This is a genomic window from Dyella flava, from assembly GCF_016904955.1.
GTDB lineage: Bacteria > Pseudomonadota > Gammaproteobacteria > Xanthomonadales > Rhodanobacteraceae > Dyella_B > Dyella_B flava.
In genome coordinates, this window is the sequence record NZ_JADIKE010000039.1 from 330,349 (window position 1) to 348,966 (window position 18,618).

An 18,618-nucleotide genomic window follows, 5' to 3' on the forward strand; every position below is an offset into this window, starting at 1 on the left:
CTCACTTCCGGGGAGGGGAAAAGCATCGCGTTTTTGCCGACTACCAGTTCTATCCGCTAAATCCGGTGCAAGAAAGACAACTTACCAACACGTCACGACTCACAGGCACCTTGCGCTCTAACGCAGTCGATTACGCAATCTCAACGTCATAGACGTCTAAACCAAGCGCGCTGTTCGCGACAAACAAGCGGTAGCAGGCATGCCCACCGAAGCCCATGTCGACAACCTCGATAGCGAACCACATAGCGATATCAAAGTGTGATCACTTTGCGCCAGGCAACAAAAAAGCCGCGTTGCGCGGCTTTTAAGTGGTGCCCAGGAGAGGACTCGAACCTCCACGGTTTTACCCGCTAGTACCTGAAACTAGTGCGTCTACCAATTCCGCCACCTGGGCAGGTGTCGCTTCGACTTTCGGTCTCTGCGAGCCGCGTAGAGTAGGCATCCTCGGACGAGTTGTCAACTATTTCTTCATGGCCTTTGTTGGGACGATGCATTTTCAGTGTGCGAGGCATCGAAACCGTTCATCAAATCGTTCATCGAGGCGATACTAGGGCATGACCAAAGCAAAGCATCCAGGTAAGGATAAGTCGCCGCTCAAAGCGGCCAAGGCCCCGAAGGCGCGTAAGGTTATGCCCAAGGGCGGACGCAGAGGGCGTCACCCGGAACCTGCTGAAGCGCCCGCTCCGAAACGGCCGCACGATCCCTTCGCACAGCGTGAGTCGGAGCGCTATGAGCGCCCGATTCCTAGCCGCGAGGCGATCCTTGCGTTGCTGGAGGAACGCGGCGAGCTGCTGACCGAGGCACGTATTGCCGAAGCGCTGGAGCTGCACGACGAATACGGCATCACGGCGTTGGCCAAGCGCCTCAACGCCATGATGCGTGACGGCCAGTTGTTGCTCGGCCGCCGTGGCGGTTATGCCCCCGCGCGTAAGCTGGACCTGATCCCCGGCCTGGTCTTGGCCAATGCGGAAGGTTACGGCTTCCTACGTCCGGACGAGGGGGGGGATGACCTTTATCTGTCGCCTTACCAGATGCGCAGCGTGATGCATGGTGATCGCGTGCTGGCCAGCGTGGTGGGCCTGGATCGCCGGGGGCGCCGCCAAGGAGCGATTGTCGAGGTGCTGCAACGCCGCTCGCCGCGCCTGGTGGGCCGCGTGGTGATCGACAACGGCGTCACCGTGGTGGTGCCGGACGATCGCCGCCTGCATCAGGACGTGATGATTCCACCGGGCAAGGAGCAGGGTGCGCGTTCCGGGCAGATCGTGGTGGCGGAGATCACCGACCCGCCGACGGCGTATCGCGGCCCATTGGGCGAGATCCGCGCCGTGCTGGGTGAACGCCTGCAACCCTCGCTGCTGGTGGAAATGGCGATTGCCAGCCACGATCTGCCGCACGAATGGCCGCCGGAAGTGCTGCGCGAAGCGGCGCAGATCGAACCGGAAGTGACGCCGGCCGAGCGCGAGGGCCGCGCCGACCTGCGTAAACTGCCGCTGGTCACCATCGATGGTGCCGATGCCAGGGATTTTGACGATGCCGTCTACGCCGAGCCCAGACGCGGCGGTGGCTGGCGCCTGATCGTGGCGATTGCAGATGTGTCGCACTACGTGCGCGTCGGCAGCGCGCTGGACAAGGAAGCCTACGAACGCAGCACGTCCACCTATTTCCCTGGTTTCGTGGTGCCGATGTTGCCGGAGACACTGTCGAACGGCATCTGCTCGCTCAATCCGAAGGTGGAGCGTCTGTGCATGGTCTGCGATATGCAGGTCGATGCGAACGGTGACGTTGTCAAATCGAAGTTCTATGACGCGGTGATGCTGTCGCACGCGCGCCTGACTTACGACAAGGTGTGGCAGGCGATCGGTCTGCGTGATGCCGACGCCCGGCACGAAGTGGCCGATGTGCTGCCGCAGTTGGAAAACCTGCATGCGCTGTACAAGGCGATGGCCGAGCAGCGCCGACGTCGTGGCGCGATCGATTTCGAAACGCCGGAAGTGAAGTTCCGCCTTGATCAGACTGGCGAGGTGGAAACCGTAGGCGCGGTAGAACGCAACGATGCGCACAAGCTGATCGAGGAATGCATGATTGCCGCCAACGTGCAGGCGGCAATGTTCCTGGAAAAGCGCAAGATCCCCGCGCTCTACCGCGCGCACGAACCACCGCCGGTAGAGAAATACGAAGACCTGCAGCAATTCCTGCGTGAGTTCAAGTTGCGCATGCCGCCGGTGGAAGAAGTCACGCCGGGCGACTTTGCCGATGTCTTGCGCATGGTGCAGGATCGCCCGGAGCGCGAGCTGATCCAGTCGGTACTGCTGCGCGCCCAGAGCATGGCGGCGTATCAACCCGATAACCGCGGCCACTTTGGCCTCGCGCTGGCGGCTTACGCACACTTCACCTCGCCGATCCGCCGCTATCCCGATCTGCTGGTCCATCGGGCTATCCGCTATGCGCTGAAAGGCGGCAAACGCACCAGCTACGATTACTCCGATGCGGCGATGGCCGCGATGGCGCTGCATTGCTCGCAGCGCGAGCGTCGCGCCGAGGAGGCCGAGCGCGATGTGGACGAACGTTTCCGTTGCGCCTGGATGGCCAAGCATGTCGGCGAAACCTTCGAAGGTACTGTGACCGGCGTGACTTCCTTCGGCTTGTTTGTCGAGCTGGATGAATCGAAGGTCTCTGGCCTGGTGCATATCAGCCAGCTTTCCAACGATTACTACCATTTTGATCCGGTACGCCATCTGCTCAAGGGCGAGCGCACCGGTTTGCAGTTCCGGCTGGGCGATCATGTTTTCGTGCAGGTGCTGCGCGCGAGCCTGGAAGATCGCAAGATCGATTTCCGGTTGATCCAGCCGGGTAACAAAAAGACGGTAGCGGTCCCGGCGCCCACGACCAAGCGGTATGACTACGCGTCCTCCGGCGAACGTTATTCCCTGCCGCCAATCCACAAGCCATCGCTACCGCCGTTGCCGGCGCGCGATAATGCAAAACCGAAACATGGCGCTGCCAAACCGTCCAAAAAGGCTTCGGCAGGGAAGGGCGGTGCCGCGGCCGGCAAGGGCATGGCCAAGGCCGCTAGCAAATCCAGAACGCGTACGGCCAAGGGCGCTGCGCCGAAAAAACCGAAAGGCAAACGATGAGTGAGAGTTGGATCGTCGGGATCAACCCGGTCGAAGGCGCACTGAGCAACGACGCCGAGCGCGTGCGCGAAGTGCTGGTGGAAAACGGCCAGCGCAATGCGCGCGTGCATGAGCTGGCCGAGCGCGCCAAGGCGCTGAAGATTCCCGTGCATCATCGTCCGCGCGAACAGCTCGACCGCGTGGCGGGCGAGGCGCGGCATCAGGGCATCGTTGCCCTGTATGAAGCGCCGGCGCTCGCCGGCGAAAACGATTTGCCGGCGCTGCTGGAAAAAGCCGGCCACGATGCGCTGGTGCTGGTGCTCGATGGCGTCACCGATCCGCATAATCTCGGTGCATGCCTGCGTAGCGCTGCAGCGGCCAATGTGACTGCGGTGATTGTGCCGAAGGATCGCGCGGTAGGGCTGACGCCGGTGGTGCGGCGTGCCTCGGCAGGCGGTGCGGATCGTGTGCCGCTGGTGGCGGCGACCAACCTGGCGCGTGCCTTGCGTGGCTTGAAGGATGCCGGCGTGTGGATCACCGGCCTGGCCGGCGATACCGAGCAATCCATCTACGATATCGACCTGAAAGGTCCGGTGGCGCTGGTGCTGGGCAGCGAAGGCGAGGGCATTCGCCGACTGACGCGCGAAACCTGCGACTTCGTGGCGAAGATCCCGATGCCAGGCAGCATGGAGAGTCTGAATGTGTCGGTAGCCACCGGTGTCGTCTTGTTCGAAGCCCTGCGTCAAAGGAGTGTGCGATGACATTCCACTGGCATGACTGGGCGGGCTATATCGGCGTGGTGCTGGTGTTGCTTGCCTTCCTGTTGTTGCAGGCCCACAAGTTGCACGGCAACGGCCTGGTCTACCAGTTGATGAATGTGCTGGGTGCGATCGGCGTGATGCTGTCACTGCTGTTTGGCGCATTCAACGCGGCGGCGTTTTTTATGCAACTGGCGTGGTTGCTGATCGGTCTCTATGGCATCGCGCGCGGTATGCGCCTGAGGCGTGAAGCGCGCGATGCTGGGCAACATGTAGGGCCTTGATGCATACGTAGGTTGGAGTAAGCGCCAGCGCACTCCAACATCGCCGTCTCCAACACCGCCATTTCTCACATGGCGATGAATCATTGCTGGCCCAAGGATGTTTTTGTCGCAAGACATGACATGGCGACGTTGGGGTGCGCTTCGCTTACCGCCAACCTACGCGGCTGCATAAAGGCCCGGGTGGTTCGCCCGGGCCTTTGCAAGAAATATCAACGGTGGTTTCGTTCGAAAGAAAACGCGTGCGCCGTCAATCCGGACGATCGCCGAGTTTCACCTGCTCCGGATTGGAGGTGAAATCGCGCTTGTCGCGTTGCCCGGTCAGCGGCTCGCCCTTGACCTGGAACCACACGTTCTCGGCGATGTTGGTCGCGTGGTCGCCGATGCGTTCGATGTTCTTGGCCATGAACAGCAGATGGGTGCACGGCGTGATCACGCGTGGATCTTCCATCATGTAGGTAAGCAGTTCGCGGAAGTAGGCGGTATAGGCTTCGTCGAGTTCCACGTCGTCCTTCCACACCTTATAGGCGAGCTCAGCATCGCGATCGCGGTACGCGCGCAGCACTTCGCGTACTTCCTCGGCGGCCAGTTCGGCGAGGTGGGCCAGGCCGCTGGTGGGGGTGAGCGGTGCGGCCATCGACAGCGGGATGGAGCGCTTGGCGACATTGGCGGCGTAGTCGCCGATGCGTTCGATGTCGGCCGCAATGCGCAGCGCAGCGAAGACGTTGCGCAGGTCGCCGGCGATGGGTGCGCGCAGAGCCAGCAGGCGCACCACGTCGTGGCTGATTTCCTGTTCGAGGTGGTCGATGGCTTCGTCATTGTTGACGACGTGCTGCGCGGCGCGTTCGTCGCGACGATCCACTACGTCGATGGCAGCTTCGAGCTGGCTTACTGCCAATTCGCCCATGCGAACCAGTTCGCCGGTAAGGCGCAGCAGTTCGTCGTCGTAGCTCTTGATGATGTGTTCCTTGCTGCTGCCGCTCATGGGTGTTGCCTCGTTTTAGTTGGAGTAGGGAGGGGGCTCTCGCGACATTTCACTTGCTGTATTTCGCGAGGGTGGCCCCTCACCCTGCCCTCTCCCGGGAGGGGAGAGGGAAATAAGGTGGCGCGTAGCGCCGGTTAACCAAAGCGACCCGTAATGTAGTCTTCGGTCTGCTTCTTGCCGGGCTTGGTGAAGATCTTTTCGGTGTTGTCGAACTCGATCAGCTCGCCCAGGTACATGAAGGCGGTGCGGTCGGAACAGCGCGCGGCCTGCTGCATGTTGTGGGTGACGATCACGATGGTGTACTCGTGCTTGAGTTCTTCCACCAGCTGCTCGATGCGGCCGGTGGCGATCGGATCCAGCGCGGAGGTGGGTTCGTCGAGCAGCAGCACTTCCGGGCGCAGTGCAATGCCGCGGGCAATGCACAGACGCTGCTGCTGACCGCCCGAAAGACCGAGCGCGCTCTGCTTGAGTTTGTCTTTCACCTCGTCCCACAACGCCGCGCTGCGCAGTGCCTGCTCGACGCGGATCTCCATGTCGGCGCGCGACAGCTTTTCGTGGTGACGGATGCCGTAGGCGACGTTTTCGAAGATCGTCATCGGGAACGGCACCGGCTTCTGGAACACCATGCCGACCTTGGTGCGCAGGCGGTTCATGGAGTAGCTGGGATCGAGAATGTTTTCGCCGTCGAGTTCGATCGAGCCCTTGGCTTCCAGCTTGGGATAGATCGCGTAGATGCGGTTGAAGATGCGCAGCAAGGTGGACTTGCCACAGCCGGACGGCCCGATGATCGCAGTGACCTGCTTCTCCGGGATATCCATGTTGATGCCTTTGAGCGCATGGTAACCGTTGTAGTAGAAGTGCACATCGCGCACCTTGATCTTGGCAGGCGCCGTGGCGCCGGTCAGCGGGGCCGCGGTGGCGGCGGCGAGGTCATTCATAACTCACCTTCTTGCGCGAAAACAGGATGCGGGTCAGCAGGCTAAGCGCCAGCACGAATAGAGTGATCAACAGCGCGCCAGCCCAGGCGATCGCATGCAGCGCCGGGTTCGGGTCGTTGGTGTACTGATAGATCGTCACCGGCATGCTGGCCATCTTGTCCAACGGATGCACGGTCATGAAGTTGTTGCCGAACGCGGTGAACAGCAGCGGTGCGGTTTCGCCGGCCAGGCGCGCCAGCGCCAGCAGCACGCCGGTGAGAATGCCGGAGAAGGCCGCACGCATCAGTACCTGCAAGGTGAGCTTCCACTGCGGAATGCCCAATGACAGCGCTGCCTCGCGCAGCGTACCCGGCACCAGCTGCAGCATTTCATCGGTGGTGCGCACGATCACCGGCAGGCCGATCAAGGCCAGCGCCACGCTGCCGGCGAAGCCGGAGAACGAGATGCTGCCGTTGGTCAGGTTCGACATCGGCAGCACGATGATCACGTACACGAACAGACCGAGCACGATCGACGGTGCCGACAGCAGAATGTCGTTGAGGAAGCGGATCGACGCACCGAGGCGACTCGAGCTGGCGTATTCGGCCAGGTACGTACCGGCCAGCACGCCAATCGGGGCGCAGATGAGCAGCGCCATCAGATCCATGATCAGGCTGCCGACGATGGCGTTGGAAAGGCCGCCCTGGTCGGCATACGCGGTGATCTTGGTGAACAGCGTCGGCGTCAGCGCGGTGATGCCGTTCTGCAAGGTGATCCACAGAATCCAGACCAGAAAGGCCAGACCGATCAGGGTCGCGACGCCGCTCATCACCAGGGCGAAGATGTTCGTGAGATGGCGGCGGGTATAGATGGCGGACATCAGCGACCCTCCTTACGAGCCAGCTGGCGCAACATCAGGCGTGCGATCAGCAGCACGATGAAGGTCACCACGAACAGAAGGAAGCCCAGTGCGATCAGGGCGGAGCGATGCAGGCCTACCGCTTCGTTGAATTCGTTGGCGATGCTGGACGAGATTGAGGTGCCGGGCATCAGCAGCGACGCGGTGATGTTGTAGGAGTTGCCCAGCACGAAAGTCACCGCCATCGTTTCACCCAGCGCGCGGCCCAAGCCGAGGAAGATACCGCCGATCACCGCCGAGCGGGTATACGGCAGCACGATGTCCCACACCACTTCCCAGGTGGTGGAGCCGAGTGCGTATGAGGATTCCTTGAGACGCGCCGGAACGGTCTGGAACACTTCGCGCATCACCGAAGAAATAAACGGCAGGATCATCACCGCCAGCACGATGCCCGCGGTCAGCAGGCCCAGGCCCAGCGGCGGGCCCTGGAACACTGCGCCGATTACCGGAATGTTGCCGAGTGTGTCGTTGAGCCACGGTTCGATACCGGCCATGAACGGCACGAACACGAACAAGCCCCACATGCCGTAGATGATCGACGGAATGCCGGCCAGCAGTTCAATGGCAGTAGCGACCGGACCGCGCATCCAGCCCGGTGCGATCTCGGTTAGAAACAGGGCGATGCCGAAACTGACCGGAACCGCCAGGACCAGGGCAATCAGAGAGGTCACCAGCGTGCCGACGATCGGCGCCAGCGCACCGTACTGGTCTTCGACTGGATTCCAGTCGGCACTGAACAGGAAATGGAGTCCATCCTTGAACAGCACTTCGCGACCGCCCCACAGCGTGGAGAGCGCGGCCCCGAGCAGGGTGGCCAGCACCAGCAGGGCGCAGCAGCGCAGCAGGATCCGGAAGATGAAGTCGTGACGGGCATCGGCGCGCGAACGGTGTTCGGTATCACGGGCGAGCGGTTCGGCGCTTGTCGCTTGCATGCTGAGGCGTTTCCGCGGTGGTTTTTGTCAATCAGAACGACGCGCGCAACAATCCGTTGCGCGCGTCGCAAGTGGTCAAGCTACGGCTGTCCTTGCGGCAGCGCGCAGCTTACATCTTGTATTCGCTGGACCAGTAGGTCTCGATCTGCTGCACCAGCGAATCGGGGAGCGGTACGTAGTCGAGCGAACGGGCCGAATCCTGGCCGTGTTCGTAAGCCCACTTGAAGAAGTCAAAGGCAACCTTGGTGTTGGCGGCATTCTTCGGCGTCTTGTACATGATCACCCACGAAGTTGCCGTGATCGGCCACGCCGTGGCGCCCGGGGCATTGGTCATCAGCAGGTTGAAGTCCTTCGCGTTCTTCCAATCAGCCGTATTGGCGGCAGCCTGGAAGCTGGCGGTGTTGGGCTCAACCACCTTGCCGGCCGCGTTCTTCATTTTCGCGTAGCCGATTTTGTTCTGCAGGGCGTAGGCATATTCCACATAGCCGATCGAGTTCGGGATCTGCTTGATGTACGCGGACACGCCTTCGTTGCCCTTGCCACCGATACCGGCCGGCCACTGCACCGCAGTGCCTTCACCCACCTTGGTCTTCCACTCCGGGCTGACCTTGGACAGGTAGTCGGTGAAGTTGAAGCTGGTGCCCGAGCCGTCCGAGCGATGCACCACGGTGATGTGCGAGCTGGGCAGGTGCAGGCTGGGGTTGAGCTTGGCGATGGCCGGATCGTTCCAGGTGGTGATCTTGCCCAGGTAGATGTCAGCCAGGGTGGGGCCGTCCAGTACCAGCGTGCCCGCGGCAACGCCGGCAACGTTGAAGGCCGGCACGATGCCGCCGATCACGTCAGGGAACTGGCCGAGGCCGAACTTGGCCAGGTCTTCCGCCTTGAGCGGCATGTCGGAGGCGCCGAAATCAACGGTGCCAGCCTTGATCTGTGCAATACCACCGCCCGAACCGATCGACTGATAGTTGATGTGGTTGCCGGTCTTCTCGGCGTAAGCGGCCGACCACTTGGAGATGACTGGATAGACGAAGCTGGAGCCAGCACCGGTGATATCGGTGGCCTGGGCCGTCATGCCGAACATGGACGCGGCAATCGCGATCGCGAGCGTGCCGAGGCGAGACGGAAGTTTGAATGAGGTCAACACAGAGGCTCCTTTGGGAGAGAAGTGGCGGTAATGCCTACCGGATGCCTTGGTCCATGGTGAGTCGGACGACCCGCCATATGTGAAGACATCCTTCAGTCCCGCGTATTGCAGGGGCTAGGTGTTGCAATGAGATGTGATGAATATTGCAGCCTCATGACAGTCGCAAATTCTTGAGGTTTTGCTACTCGGGAAGCATCGTTCCCACGCGCTCCAGCTCAAGCACTTCCAGGGTGCGCAACCGATTGATGATGCGGCAGAAAAGCAGCGCAGTGCGCTCTGCGTCATAGACCGCCGAATGCGCTTCGCGCGAATCGAATGTATAGCCCGCGGCAAGCACGGCCTTGCTTAGCACGGTCTGCCCGTAAGCCAGGCCGCTCAGCGTGGCGGTGTCGAAGCAGCTGAACGGATGAAACGGATTGCGCTTGTGACCCACCCGGCGCACGGCAGCATTAAGAAAGCCAAGATCGAATGCCGCGTTATGCCCGACCAGGATGGCGCGCTGGCATTCGTTCTGCTTTACGGCCAGACGCACAGCCTGAAAGATATGGTCAAGGGCGGCCCGTTCCTCCAGTGCACCGCGCAGCGGGTTTTCCGGATCGATGCCAGTGATCTCCAGCGCCCGTGGATCGATATTGGCACCTTGGAAGGGTTCTACATGAGTGGACACCACCGGGTGAGGGTAGAGATTCCCCTCCTGGTCCATGCCGATGGTGACCGCGGCGATTTCCAGCAGTGCGTCGCGCTCGGCATCGAATCCACCGGTCTCCACATCCACGATCACCGGCAGGAAGCCGCGGAAACGATCGGCCATTCGGGCCGCAAGGCTGTTATTGAGTTGCTCCATCTTGCAAGCATACAAGAGCGAGGAGTTAGTTAAGAGGAGTGAGAAGAGAGAGAAAAGCCTGCTTTGTCGCGGGTGCTGTCTTTTCCGGGGGCGGGGCTCTTAATTAAGTTGCTCCATCAGGCAGACATATTAAAAACAAGGCGTAACTGGAGAGGGACGTGGGAGCCCCTCTCACTTCTCACTCCTCTCCACTCACTCCTAAAAGCCTAACCGTATGTTTTTGTCTTCGTTCTGTCACATAACATCCATCTAACGGTAAAGCTCCCGCCCGATGATGCGCCCAACCCGCCGGCCGCCTCCAGGGGAATCCAGAGACGCCAGGTGGATTCATCAATAAAAGCGGAGACAATTACATGCGTTCCAAGATGCTCACGGTGGCCATCGCTGCCGGTTTGGGCTTGACCAGCGTTACAGCTGTTCATGCTCAGACGTCCACCAAGAAAGTGACCGTCAGCGCTGCCGAACTGCAGCAGATGAAGGCGGAGATCGCCGCACTGGAGCAGAAGGTTCAGGATCTCGAGTCGCAGTCTGCCGCGCAGAACCAGGCGCAGCAGCAGACGGCTCAGTCCGTGCAGGCTACCCAGGCACAGGTTGCGGCTACGCAGGCGCAGGTTCAGCAGGCTGAGCAGACGGCGCAGACCGCTGCGACCAAGCTTGGCGACACCTTGGGCGGCTCCGGCGGCGTGAAGTGGACCTTCGGCGGCTTCCTGGCGGCTGAATCGGCGTACCGTACACGCGACACCGCTGATGACGTGGACACCAAGTTCACGGCTATCCCGTTTGAGGGTGGTACGAGCACCGCGCCGATCAACACCAGCAGCGGCGCGACCACGACCTATCCGGTCACCAATGCGCGTAATGACCAGTTCCTCTACAGCGCGCGCCAGAGCCGCCTGTCGATCAAGGCCGAAGGCGATATCAACGACGATACGCACGTGACGGGCTACTACGAGATGGACTTCCTGGGTGGCGCCCAGACGGCGAACATGAACGAGAGCAACTCGTTCAACCTGCGTACGCGTCAGTTGTGGTCGAGCATCGATTGGGACAACTACGGCCTGCACTTGCTGGCTGGTCAGGCTTGGTCGCTGCTGACCCTCGACAGCGTGGGCATCACTCCGACGAAGGAAGTGCTGCCGCCCACCATCGACGCCCAATACCAGGTGGGCTTCACCTGGGCTCGCCAGACTCAGATCCGCCTCGTGAAGGACTGGGACAAGATGTGGTGGTTGGGTATCTCGGTGGAAAATCCGCAGACCGCAGGCGTCGGCGCCGTGGCTGGTCCGGGTACCAAGGGATATGCAACGTCGACGGCGACGGTCCAGGCCGGCAGCCTGTATGACACGCTCAACACCGTATCGCTCAACGATGTTCCGGACATTATCGTGAAGTTTGCGGCAGATCCGGGTTGGGGCCATTACGAGGTCTTTGGCCTGTCGCGTGAATTCACCACCCGCGTCACGCCGACGACCGCTGGCGGCGGCCCCACTGCCACCTCCAACGACACGGCTCATGGCGGCGGCTTTGGTATCGGCATGTTGCTGCCGCTGGTTCCGAAGGTGCTTGATCTGCAGCTTTCGGGCATGAGCGGTAAGGGCATTGGCCGTTACGGTACGGCTGGTCTCAATGACATCACGCTCAATCCGGCTGGTGGCCCGCATCCGCTGAAGGAAAACATGGCGCTCGGTACGCTGACCTGGCACGCCTCCGCTGCGCTTGATGTGTACGCTTCCGCTGGCCGTGAGCAGGAAGACAGCTACATTACCGCTGGCGCCAACGGCAAGGACTTCGGTTACGGTTCTGCGCTGCTCGGCTACAACAACAGCGATTGCTTGATCTACGGTGCGCCGACCGATTGCACGGGTCAGACCCGTCAGGTGGCCGAACAGACGCTCGGTTTCTGGTGGAAGTTCTACCAGGGCAAGTTCGGCCGCGTGCAGTTCGGTACGCAGTTCTCGCATGCAACGCGCCAGCTGTTCACGGACAGCAAGGGCAATGCTCCGACCGCGCCGGACAACATGGTCTTCACCAGCTTCCGCTACTACCCGTTCTAATCGGTGGAAAGCAGATAGCAGCAACAAATATCGGAAGGGAGTTCGACCTAAGGATGGAAAACGGCGGGCCTATGCCCGCCGTTTGTTTTTTGCGTTTCGTGTAGGCGAGGCGCGGCAATGTGAATGGATGCCATGTCGGGCATGGATAGCCATGGCTGTTTTGTCTTGCAGTGCGGCATCGTGATCCGATAGCTTGTGCGCATGTCGTCAGTTCGCCGCAAGCGTTCCATCCTTCTGACCTTCTGCGCACTCATCGCGTTATTGCTGATGAGCAGCCACGTGGCGACTAGTGCTCACGCGCGGATAACGGCGCTGTTGCATGACACGGCGCCATGCTTGACGGTTTCGGTCGATATTCATGCGACAAACGGGCATGGCAGCTTGCAGCGAGCCATTACGGGTGATGATTCCGGTGCTTTTGTCGACGATCACGATGCCGATGACGAGCTGGTCTTGCCGTCTTCTGTGCGCGTACGGTTGGATTATTTGCCCTCTGCCGCACCCTTGAATGCCGATGCTTCACTGCATCCCGCGCCTGTCAAATCCCCGCTGCGGCCTCCAAGCTTCACCTGATGCCTTGGGCGGCGTAATCGCCGCCATGTCCCTGATCAACCGATAAGCGCCTCGACGCGCGGCGATCACGCATCCGCATGCCCATGCCTGCGCTTATCGCATCCCTATTTCGAACGGCGGCGTCGACCGCCGCGACATCCTGCATCGTGAGGTTTTCCATGAAGCGTTTGATCCTTGGTTTTGAGCACTTTCGTCATCAGGTCTTTCCGCAGCAACGCGACTTGTTCAAGAAGCTTGCAGCGGGCCAGAGCCCCAGCACCATGTTCATTACCTGCGCCGACTCGCGCGTGATGCCCGAAATGATGTTTACCACCCAGCCGGGCGAGCTGTTTGTCTATCGCAATATCGGCAATATCGTGCCGCCGTATGCCCAGCACGTCAGCGGTGTGGTGGCTGCCATCGAATATGCGGTGAAAGTGCTTCAAGTCGAGCACATCGTTATCTGTGGCCACTCCGATTGCGGCGCCATGAAGGCCTTGCGCCAACCGGAACTGGTCCGCGGCATGCCATCGGTGGCCGCGTGGCTCAAGCATGCCGAAGTCGCGCGCTATGTTGTGGAACAGAACACCGAAGGGTTGCCGGATGACGAACGCCTGCAATGCCTGACACGCGAAAACGTGGTCGGCCAGCTCGAACATCTGCGCACGCTACCGGTAGTGGCCGCAGCGTTGGCGGGCGGCAGCCTCAGCATTCATGGCTGGGTTTATGACATTGCCCATGCGCGGCTGGAGGCGTTCGATGCGCAGCGAGGGTGCTTCGTCGAGATCGAGTCGAACGCCGGTTACTTGCCTGAGGCGACGCCGCACCTGCGCTTCGCCGCCGCTGCCACAACGGTTGCCTGAGGAGCGTGTCGTGATACGAGGATATGTTTCACGGGGATGGTTCAGTCGCGATCTGCTCGGGTCCATCGTGGTGTTCCTGGTGGCGCTGCCTTTGTGCATGGGTATCGCCATTGCGTCAGGCATGCCGCCGGCAGCCGGTCTGGTGACCGGCATTGTCGGCGGCGTGGTAGTAGGGGCGATTTCCGGATCGCCTCTGCAGGTCAGCGGTCCCGCCGCAGGTTTGGCGGTGCTGGTGTTCGAGCTGGTGCGCGAACACGGTGTGGCTGCGCTTGGGCCGGTGGTCCTGTTGGCCGGCCTGATCCAGATCGTTGCCGGCCTGGGCCGGGTAGGCGTGTGGTTCCGGATGATTTCACCCGCCGTGGTGGCGGGCATGTTGTCGGGTATCGGCATCCTGATTGTCGCTTCGCAGTTGCATGTGCTCATCGACGCCCTGCCCAAGGCGCGTGGACTGGAAAACTTTGCGGCTTTACCAGGCGCCCTGATGGATGCCATGAGTGGTGGAGCCGGCAGCATGGTGGCGTTACTGGTTGGTCTGGCGACGATCGCCATCATGCTTGGCTGGGAAAAACTGCGGCCGCCGTCATTACGCTTCGTGCCGGGCGCGTTGCTCGCCGTGGTCGCGGTGACGGCGACGGTGCAGTGGCTGGGTGCGGATGTGAAAAAGGTCGAAGTGCCTTCGAATCTGCTTGCAGCGATATCGTTGCCGACTTTCGAAAGCCTTGCTGCCTTGTCGCAGCCGTCACTGCTGTTGGCCGCTTTGACTTTTGCATTGATCGCAAGCGCGGAAACCCTGCTTTCGGCCGCCGCGGTCGATCGCATGCACGGCGGCGCGCGTACCCACTACGATAGGGAGCTGACTGCGCAAGGCGTGGGCAATCTGATCTGCGGCGTGCTGGGCGCCTTGCCGATGACCGGCGTTATCGTGCGCAGTGCGGCCAATGTGCAAGCCGGTTCGGCGACACGCATGGCGACGATCATGCATGGTGGCTGGATCCTGGTGTTCGCGATGCTGTTGCCGTGGCTGATGCGTATGACGCCAGTAGCCTGTCTGGCCGGCATCCTGGTTTTTACGGGCATCAAGATGGTGAACCTCAAGCAGATGAAGGCACTTGCTGCTTACGGTCGCAGTACGGCCTTGATCTATCTGGTGACAACCCTCGCCATCGTGGCTACGGACCTGCTTACGGGTGTGTTGATCGGGTTTGCTTTGTCCCTGTTGCGTTTGGTTTGGCAGTTCTCGCAGCTGCGGATAGGCCTGGATCAGCACGCCGAACCGGGTACCAGTCGGCTTCGGCTCGATGGATCCGCAACCTTCCTCAAAGTACCGGCGCTGGCGCGTGTGTTGGAGCGCGTGCCGCCAAATACGCGGCTAATGCTCGAGCTGGACCGCCTCAATCATGTTGATCAGGCTTGCCTGGAGTTGCTGGCCGATTGGGGGCGTCATGCGCCTGCTCGCGGTAGCGAGCTCGTGGTGGACTGGTCTGCCTTACAGCGGCGTGTGGAAGGAACACGGCAAGCAGCATAGCCATTGGCAGTGATACTTCACGCCGTCGTCCTGGCGAGGGTCGGGGCGACGGCGTGCTTGAGCTAAGCCGCGAACGTGCAGGTCGTTGGCATTGCCGTGCAGCGACGGATTAATTGGCGGACGTTTTTTCTTTATACCGGCAAAGATCCCGAATCACGCATTGCGGACAATCTGGCTTGCGTGCCTTGCATACATAGCGCCCATGCAGGATCAACCAATGATGCGCGTCCTGCTTGAATTCTGGTGGCACGATCTTTTCCAGCTTGTCTTCAACCGCGCGTACATCTTTGCCCGGCGCCAGGCCGGTGCGATTGGCGACCCGGAAAATATGGGTGTCCACTGCGATGGTGGGATGGCCGAAGGCGGTATTGAGCACCACGTTGGCTGTCTTGCGACCAACGCCAGGCAGGGCTTCGAGCGCTTCGCGATGATTCGGTACCTCACCGTTGTATTGCTCGACCAGGATCCGGCAAAGCGCGATGACATTCTTGGCCTTGGCGTTGAATAACCCGATGGTGCTGATATATCGCTTCAGCTTTTCCTCGCCAAGATCAAGCATTGCCTGCGCGGTGTTGGCAACCGGGTAGAGCTTGCGCGTGGCCTTGTTGACGCCGACATCGGTCGCTTGTGCGGAGAGCACCACGGCCACCAGCAATTCGAACGGCGTGGTGTAGACCAATTCGGTGGTGGGGCGCGGATTGAGTTCGCGCAGCCGCGTGAACAGTTCGATCACATCCGCTTTCTTCACGCTTTGGGCTCCTGTTTCTTGGCTTTGGCGCGTGCAAGCGCGTCCAGCACGTTCTGGCTGGCGCTGTGAACTTGCGCTTTGCGCGACGCGAGTTCGGCTTCGCGCTGGGCTTGTTGTGCGGCCAGGCGCACTTCGCGGCGCTGGAAATGCCGGCGTGCAAGGTCGGCGTGGTACGGATCATCGGCCTGCGCAAGCGGCATTGGTTCCAGCACGATGCAATCAACAGGGCAGGCGGGTACGCAGCGTTCGCAGCCGGTGCAATCATCTGCGATCACCGTATGCATCAGCTTGTTGGCACCGACGATCGCATCGACCGGGCATACCTGTATGCACTTGGTGCAGCCGATGCAATCGGCTTCGATGATGCGTGCCAGGGTGCGCGGTTTTTCCACGCCGTTGTCGGGGTTCAGCGGCATGGGCGCGCGCCCGAGCAGTGCGGCGAGTTTGGCAATACCTTCGCTGCCGCCAGGTGGACATTGGTTGATCTCGGCCTCGCCGTCGGCGATGGCCTCTGCATACGGGCGGCAGCCGTGGTAGCCGCATTGTTCGCATTGCGTTTGCGGCAGCAGGGCGTCGATGCGGTCGGCTAGCGTGGTCATCGCGGTTGTGGCTGATCCTGCAAATCTTTCGCCAGATTGGCCCCTCACTCCAACCCCCGGATCAAGTCCGTGGCAGGCTCTCTCCACGGAGGGGAAAGAGGGTAAAGCGTCTTAGCGTACCGTTGCGCCTGGTTTCGCGCCGTTATCTGCATCCAGCAGGAACAAGTCGCTGCCGCCGTCACCCGCGGAAAGAATCATTCCCTCGGACAGGCCAAAGCGCATCTTGCGCGGCGCAAGGTTGGCGATAAACACCACATTGCGGCCAATCAGCTTTTCCGGTTCGGCATATGCGGCGCGGATGCCGGAGAAGATCTGGCGCTTGCCGAGCGAACCGGCATCCAGTTCAAAACGCAGCAGCTTGTCCGAGCCGTCGACGAATTCACAGGCCAGCACCTTGCCTACGCGCAGGTCGAGCTTGGCGAAATCGTCGATGCCGATGGTGGCGGTGTCTTGCGTGGCGGCGGCAGTGTTTTCGGTCATCGGCTGGCTGTCTTTCTTGGCGGGGTTCTTGGCGGCGCTTTCGGGCTCCGGCGTGGTGCCCATTGATTCTTTCGAAGCTTCGACCATCGCCTCGATGTGCTTGGGATCGATGCGCGAGAGCAGTGGCTCGAAAGCGCGAATGGTGTGATTGTGCAAGGTGGCGCAGGCCGAATCGAAATCAGCGATCGGTGCGGCCAGGAACTGCTCGGCGGCTTCCACCGTGACGGGCAGCACCGGCTTCAACAGGCCACCGAGCAAGCGGAACGCGGCCAGCGAGAACGAGCAGACCTGGTGCAGTTCTTCACGCTGATCTTCGTTCTTGGCCATCGCCCACGGCGCCTTGGCGGCGATATGGCCGTTGACCAGATCGGCAATCAGCACGAACCGGCGCATGGCTTCGGCGAACTCGCCGCTTTGATACAGCGCGGGCACGCCTTCGTAATGCGAGATCAGCACGCGCCACAATTCGTTTTGTTCTTCCGAGAACTGCGCTGCCAGGCGGCCGTCGAAGAACTTGTGCACGAAGCCCGCGGTGCGGCTGGCGATGTTCACCCATTTGCCGATCAGGTGCGAGTTGACGCGTTCCTCAAAGGCTTTGAGGTCCAGGTCCACATCCACCGGCGTGTCGCTCAACATGGCGGCGAAGTAGTAGCGCAGGAATTCCGGATGCAGGCCCGCATCCAGGTAGGTCCGCGCCTGGATGAACGTGCCGCGCGACTTGGACATCTTCGCGCCGTTCACCGTGAGATAGCCGTTCACATGCAGCGCGGTCGGCGTGCGCAGCTTCGCGCCATGCAGCATGGCGGGCCAGAACAGGCCGTGGAAGTTGATGATGTCCTTGCCGATGAAGTGATGCATCTCTGCATCGCTGTCCGGCGCCAGGAAGTCGTCGAACTTCAGTCCGGCCTTGTTGCAGAGGTTGAGGAAACTGGCGAGATAGCCTACCGGCGCATCCAGCCATACATAGAAGAACTTGCCGGGCGCGTCAGGAATCGGGAAGCCGAAATAGGGTGCATCACGCGAGATATCCCAGTCCTTCAGGCCGCCGTCCAGCCACTCCTTCAGCTTCGCCACGACGCCTGGATTGGCCACCGGTGCGCCGTGAGTCAGCTTGCCGCCAAACCAATCGCGCAGCAGTGTTTCGAACTTGCCCAGTTCGAAGAAGTAATGCTCCGAATCGCGCAGTACCGGTGTTGCACCGGATACCACGGAATACGGATTGATCAGATCGGTCGGCGCATAGGTGGCGCCGCAATTCTCGCAATTGTCACCGTACTGATCCGGCGTACCGCATTTCGGGCAGGTGCCCTTGATGTAGCGGTCCGGCAGGAACATCAGCTTGTCCGGGTCGAACAGCTGCTGGATGCTGCGCTTGGCGATGTAGCCACTGTCGCGCAGACGCGTGTAGATCAGCGACGCCAGTTCGCGGTTCTCGTCCGAGTGCGTGGTGTAGTAATTGTCGTAGCTGAAATGGAAGGCGGCAAAGTCCGCCTCATGGCTGGCACGGATGCCTTCGATAAACGCTTCCGGCGAAAGTCCTGCCTTCTCGGCAGCCAGCATGATCGGCGTACCGTGGGCATCGTCCGCGGCCACGAAATACACCTCGTTGCCCATCATCCGCTGTGCACGGACCCAGATATCGGTCTGGATATAACCCAGCATATGGCCGAGGTGCAGCGGGCCATTGGCATAGGGCAGGGCATGGGTAACGAGTAGGCGTCGGGACATGGCTTCGGCGCAGGCTGGAGAGCTGCGCATTATGGCACGACCGGCAACGAGTCCTTGTGATCAAGGGTTGGCGCAGTATGCCAACCCAGCCTGCCTCAAGCCTGTCCTGCTCGAGGTTTTGCCTGTTCGGTTTGATCTGCCTGGAATGCCGATGACCTCACCGTCACTCAAGCGAA

At 61.0% G+C, this 18,618-nt stretch carries 17 protein-coding genes and 1 tRNA gene; 7 read left to right on the forward strand and 11 right to left on the reverse strand.

Translation table 11 applies throughout. The features are described from left to right. Window positions 1-309: 309 nt before the first annotated feature. Window positions 310-394, reverse strand: a tRNA-Leu gene (locus tag ISP19_RS19820). A 160-nt stretch (window positions 395-554) separates the two neighbouring features. Between ISP19_RS19820 and rnr the strand changes: the two genes are divergently transcribed. Genes rnr through ISP19_RS19835 form a run of 3 tightly spaced genes read left to right on the forward strand, consistent with a single transcriptional unit; the run spans window position 555 to window position 4,155 of the window. Beyond that, a complete protein-coding gene (gene rnr, locus ISP19_RS19825) occupies window positions 555-3,134 on the forward strand; it encodes a ribonuclease R (RefSeq protein WP_204684133.1) in 2,580 nt (859 codons plus the stop codon). Further along, window positions 3,131-3,874: a 23S rRNA (guanosine(2251)-2'-O)-methyltransferase RlmB gene (gene rlmB / locus ISP19_RS19830; protein ID WP_204684134.1), complete on the forward strand. Its 744-nt coding sequence runs from the start codon at window positions 3,131-3,133 to the stop codon at window positions 3,872-3,874. Before rnr ends, rlmB begins: the two co-directional genes overlap by 4 nt. Further along, window positions 3,871-4,155, forward strand: a complete 285-nt coding sequence (locus tag ISP19_RS19835; RefSeq protein ID WP_204684135.1) for a CBU_0592 family membrane protein — start codon at window positions 3,871-3,873, stop codon at window positions 4,153-4,155. The genes rlmB and ISP19_RS19835 overlap by 4 nt, the downstream gene beginning before the upstream one ends. A gap of 247 nt (window positions 4,156-4,402) precedes the next feature. On the opposite strand, the gene phoU is transcribed toward ISP19_RS19835, so the two are convergent. The 6 genes from phoU to rnt form a co-directional block, all read right to left on the reverse strand. Continuing rightward, entirely contained in the window at window positions 4,403-5,137 is a 735-nt protein-coding gene (gene phoU, locus ISP19_RS19840) for a phosphate signaling complex protein PhoU (protein ID WP_204684136.1), read from the reverse strand. A gap of 134 nt (window positions 5,138-5,271) precedes the next feature. Beyond that, complete coding sequence (pstB, locus tag ISP19_RS19845) at window positions 5,272-6,075, reverse strand: phosphate ABC transporter ATP-binding protein PstB (RefSeq protein WP_204684137.1); 804 nt, start codon at window positions 6,073-6,075, stop codon at window positions 5,272-5,274. Next, the gene (pstA, locus tag ISP19_RS19850) at window positions 6,068-6,934 is read right to left on the reverse strand and encodes a phosphate ABC transporter permease PstA (protein ID WP_204684138.1); all 867 of its coding nucleotides are present in this window, start codon (window positions 6,932-6,934) and stop codon (window positions 6,068-6,070) included. The genes pstB and pstA overlap by 8 nt, the downstream gene beginning before the upstream one ends. Continuing rightward, window positions 6,934-7,905: a phosphate ABC transporter permease subunit PstC gene (gene pstC, locus ISP19_RS19855; protein WP_204684139.1), complete on the reverse strand. Its 972-nt coding sequence runs from the start codon at window positions 7,903-7,905 to the stop codon at window positions 6,934-6,936. Before pstC ends, pstA begins: the two co-directional genes overlap by 1 nt. A gap of 109 nt (window positions 7,906-8,014) precedes the next feature. Continuing rightward, on the reverse strand, window positions 8,015-9,046 hold the full coding sequence (pstS, locus tag ISP19_RS19860; RefSeq protein ID WP_275577162.1) for a phosphate ABC transporter substrate-binding protein PstS: 1,032 nt from the start codon (window positions 9,044-9,046) through the stop codon (window positions 8,015-8,017). A 184-nt stretch (window positions 9,047-9,230) separates the two neighbouring features. Beyond that, window positions 9,231-9,860 (reverse strand): ribonuclease T, encoded by a 630-nt coding sequence (rnt, locus tag ISP19_RS19865; protein WP_379945808.1) that lies wholly within the window; start codon window positions 9,858-9,860, stop codon window positions 9,231-9,233. Window positions 9,861-10,246: 386 nt separating this feature from the next. Between rnt and ISP19_RS19870 the strand changes: the two genes are divergently transcribed. Together ISP19_RS19870 and ISP19_RS19875 are read left to right on the forward strand one after the other, a co-directional pair. Beyond that, window positions 10,247-11,947: a hypothetical protein gene (locus ISP19_RS19870; RefSeq protein ID WP_204684142.1), complete on the forward strand. Its 1,701-nt coding sequence runs from the start codon at window positions 10,247-10,249 to the stop codon at window positions 11,945-11,947. 201 nt (window positions 11,948-12,148) lie between these two features. Then, window positions 12,149-12,520, forward strand: a complete 372-nt coding sequence (locus ISP19_RS19875) for a hypothetical protein (RefSeq protein ID WP_204684143.1) — start codon at window positions 12,149-12,151, stop codon at window positions 12,518-12,520. Here the strand turns inward: ISP19_RS19875 and ISP19_RS19880 are convergent. Beyond that, window positions 12,513-12,680, reverse strand: coding sequence for a hypothetical protein (locus tag ISP19_RS19880; protein WP_204684144.1), 168 nt, complete (start codon window positions 12,678-12,680; stop codon window positions 12,513-12,515). The two genes, ISP19_RS19875 and ISP19_RS19880, sit on opposite strands and share 8 nt — an antisense overlap. Between ISP19_RS19880 and ISP19_RS19885 the strand changes: the two genes are divergently transcribed. Then, window positions 12,679-13,362: a carbonic anhydrase gene (locus ISP19_RS19885; RefSeq protein WP_204684145.1), complete on the forward strand. Its 684-nt coding sequence runs from the start codon at window positions 12,679-12,681 to the stop codon at window positions 13,360-13,362. The two genes, ISP19_RS19880 and ISP19_RS19885, sit on opposite strands and share 2 nt — an antisense overlap. Beyond that, window positions 13,343-14,887, forward strand: coding sequence for a SulP family inorganic anion transporter (locus tag ISP19_RS19890; RefSeq protein WP_379945901.1), 1,545 nt, complete (start codon window positions 13,343-13,345; stop codon window positions 14,885-14,887). Before ISP19_RS19885 ends, ISP19_RS19890 begins: the two co-directional genes overlap by 20 nt. Window positions 14,888-14,996: 109 nt before the next feature. On the opposite strand, the gene nth is transcribed toward ISP19_RS19890, so the two are convergent. From nth to metG, 3 genes are all read right to left on the reverse strand, one after another. Next, on the reverse strand, window positions 14,997-15,635 hold the full coding sequence (gene nth / locus ISP19_RS19895) for an endonuclease III (protein ID WP_204684147.1): 639 nt from the start codon (window positions 15,633-15,635) through the stop codon (window positions 14,997-14,999). Further along, entirely contained in the window at window positions 15,632-16,234 is a 603-nt protein-coding gene (locus ISP19_RS19900; RefSeq protein WP_204684148.1) for an RnfABCDGE type electron transport complex subunit B, read from the reverse strand. Before ISP19_RS19900 ends, nth begins: the two co-directional genes overlap by 4 nt. A 111-nt stretch (window positions 16,235-16,345) precedes the next feature. Continuing rightward, complete coding sequence (metG, locus tag ISP19_RS19905; RefSeq protein WP_204684149.1) at window positions 16,346-18,442, reverse strand: methionine--tRNA ligase; 2,097 nt, start codon at window positions 18,440-18,442, stop codon at window positions 16,346-16,348. Window positions 18,443-18,618 lie beyond the last annotated feature (176 nt).

Coding starts and splice junctions, on each gene's coding strand:
- ISP19_RS19875 (WP_204684143.1), top strand. CDS start 12,149: ATGTCGTCAGTTCGCCGCAAGCGTTCCATCCTTCTGACCTTCTGCGCA.
- rlmB (WP_204684134.1), top strand. CDS start 3,131: ATGAGTGAGAGTTGGATCGTCGGGATCAACCCGGTCGAAGGCGCACTG.
- ISP19_RS19880 (WP_204684144.1), bottom strand. CDS start 12,680: ATGGAAAACCTCACGATGCAGGATGTCGCGGCGGTCGACGCCGCCGTT.
- pstA (WP_204684138.1), bottom strand. CDS start 6,934: ATGTCCGCCATCTATACCCGCCGCCATCTCACGAACATCTTCGCCCTG.
- ISP19_RS19870 (WP_204684142.1), top strand. CDS start 10,247: ATGCGTTCCAAGATGCTCACGGTGGCCATCGCTGCCGGTTTGGGCTTG.
- ISP19_RS19885 (WP_204684145.1), top strand. CDS start 12,679: ATGAAGCGTTTGATCCTTGGTTTTGAGCACTTTCGTCATCAGGTCTTT.
- phoU (WP_204684136.1), bottom strand. CDS start 5,137: ATGAGCGGCAGCAGCAAGGAACACATCATCAAGAGCTACGACGACGAA.
- rnt (WP_379945808.1), bottom strand. CDS start 9,860: ATGGCCGATCGTTTCCGCGGCTTCCTGCCGGTGATCGTGGATGTGGAG.
- ISP19_RS19900 (WP_204684148.1), bottom strand. CDS start 16,234: ATGACCACGCTAGCCGACCGCATCGACGCCCTGCTGCCGCAAACGCAA.
- ISP19_RS19835 (WP_204684135.1), top strand. CDS start 3,871: ATGACATTCCACTGGCATGACTGGGCGGGCTATATCGGCGTGGTGCTG.
- pstC (WP_204684139.1), bottom strand. CDS start 7,905: ATGCAAGCGACAAGCGCCGAACCGCTCGCCCGTGATACCGAACACCGT.
- rnr (WP_204684133.1), top strand. CDS start 555: ATGACCAAAGCAAAGCATCCAGGTAAGGATAAGTCGCCGCTCAAAGCG.
- pstB (WP_204684137.1), bottom strand. CDS start 6,075: ATGAATGACCTCGCCGCCGCCACCGCGGCCCCGCTGACCGGCGCCACG.
- metG (WP_204684149.1), bottom strand. CDS start 18,442: ATGTCCCGACGCCTACTCGTTACCCATGCCCTGCCCTATGCCAATGGC.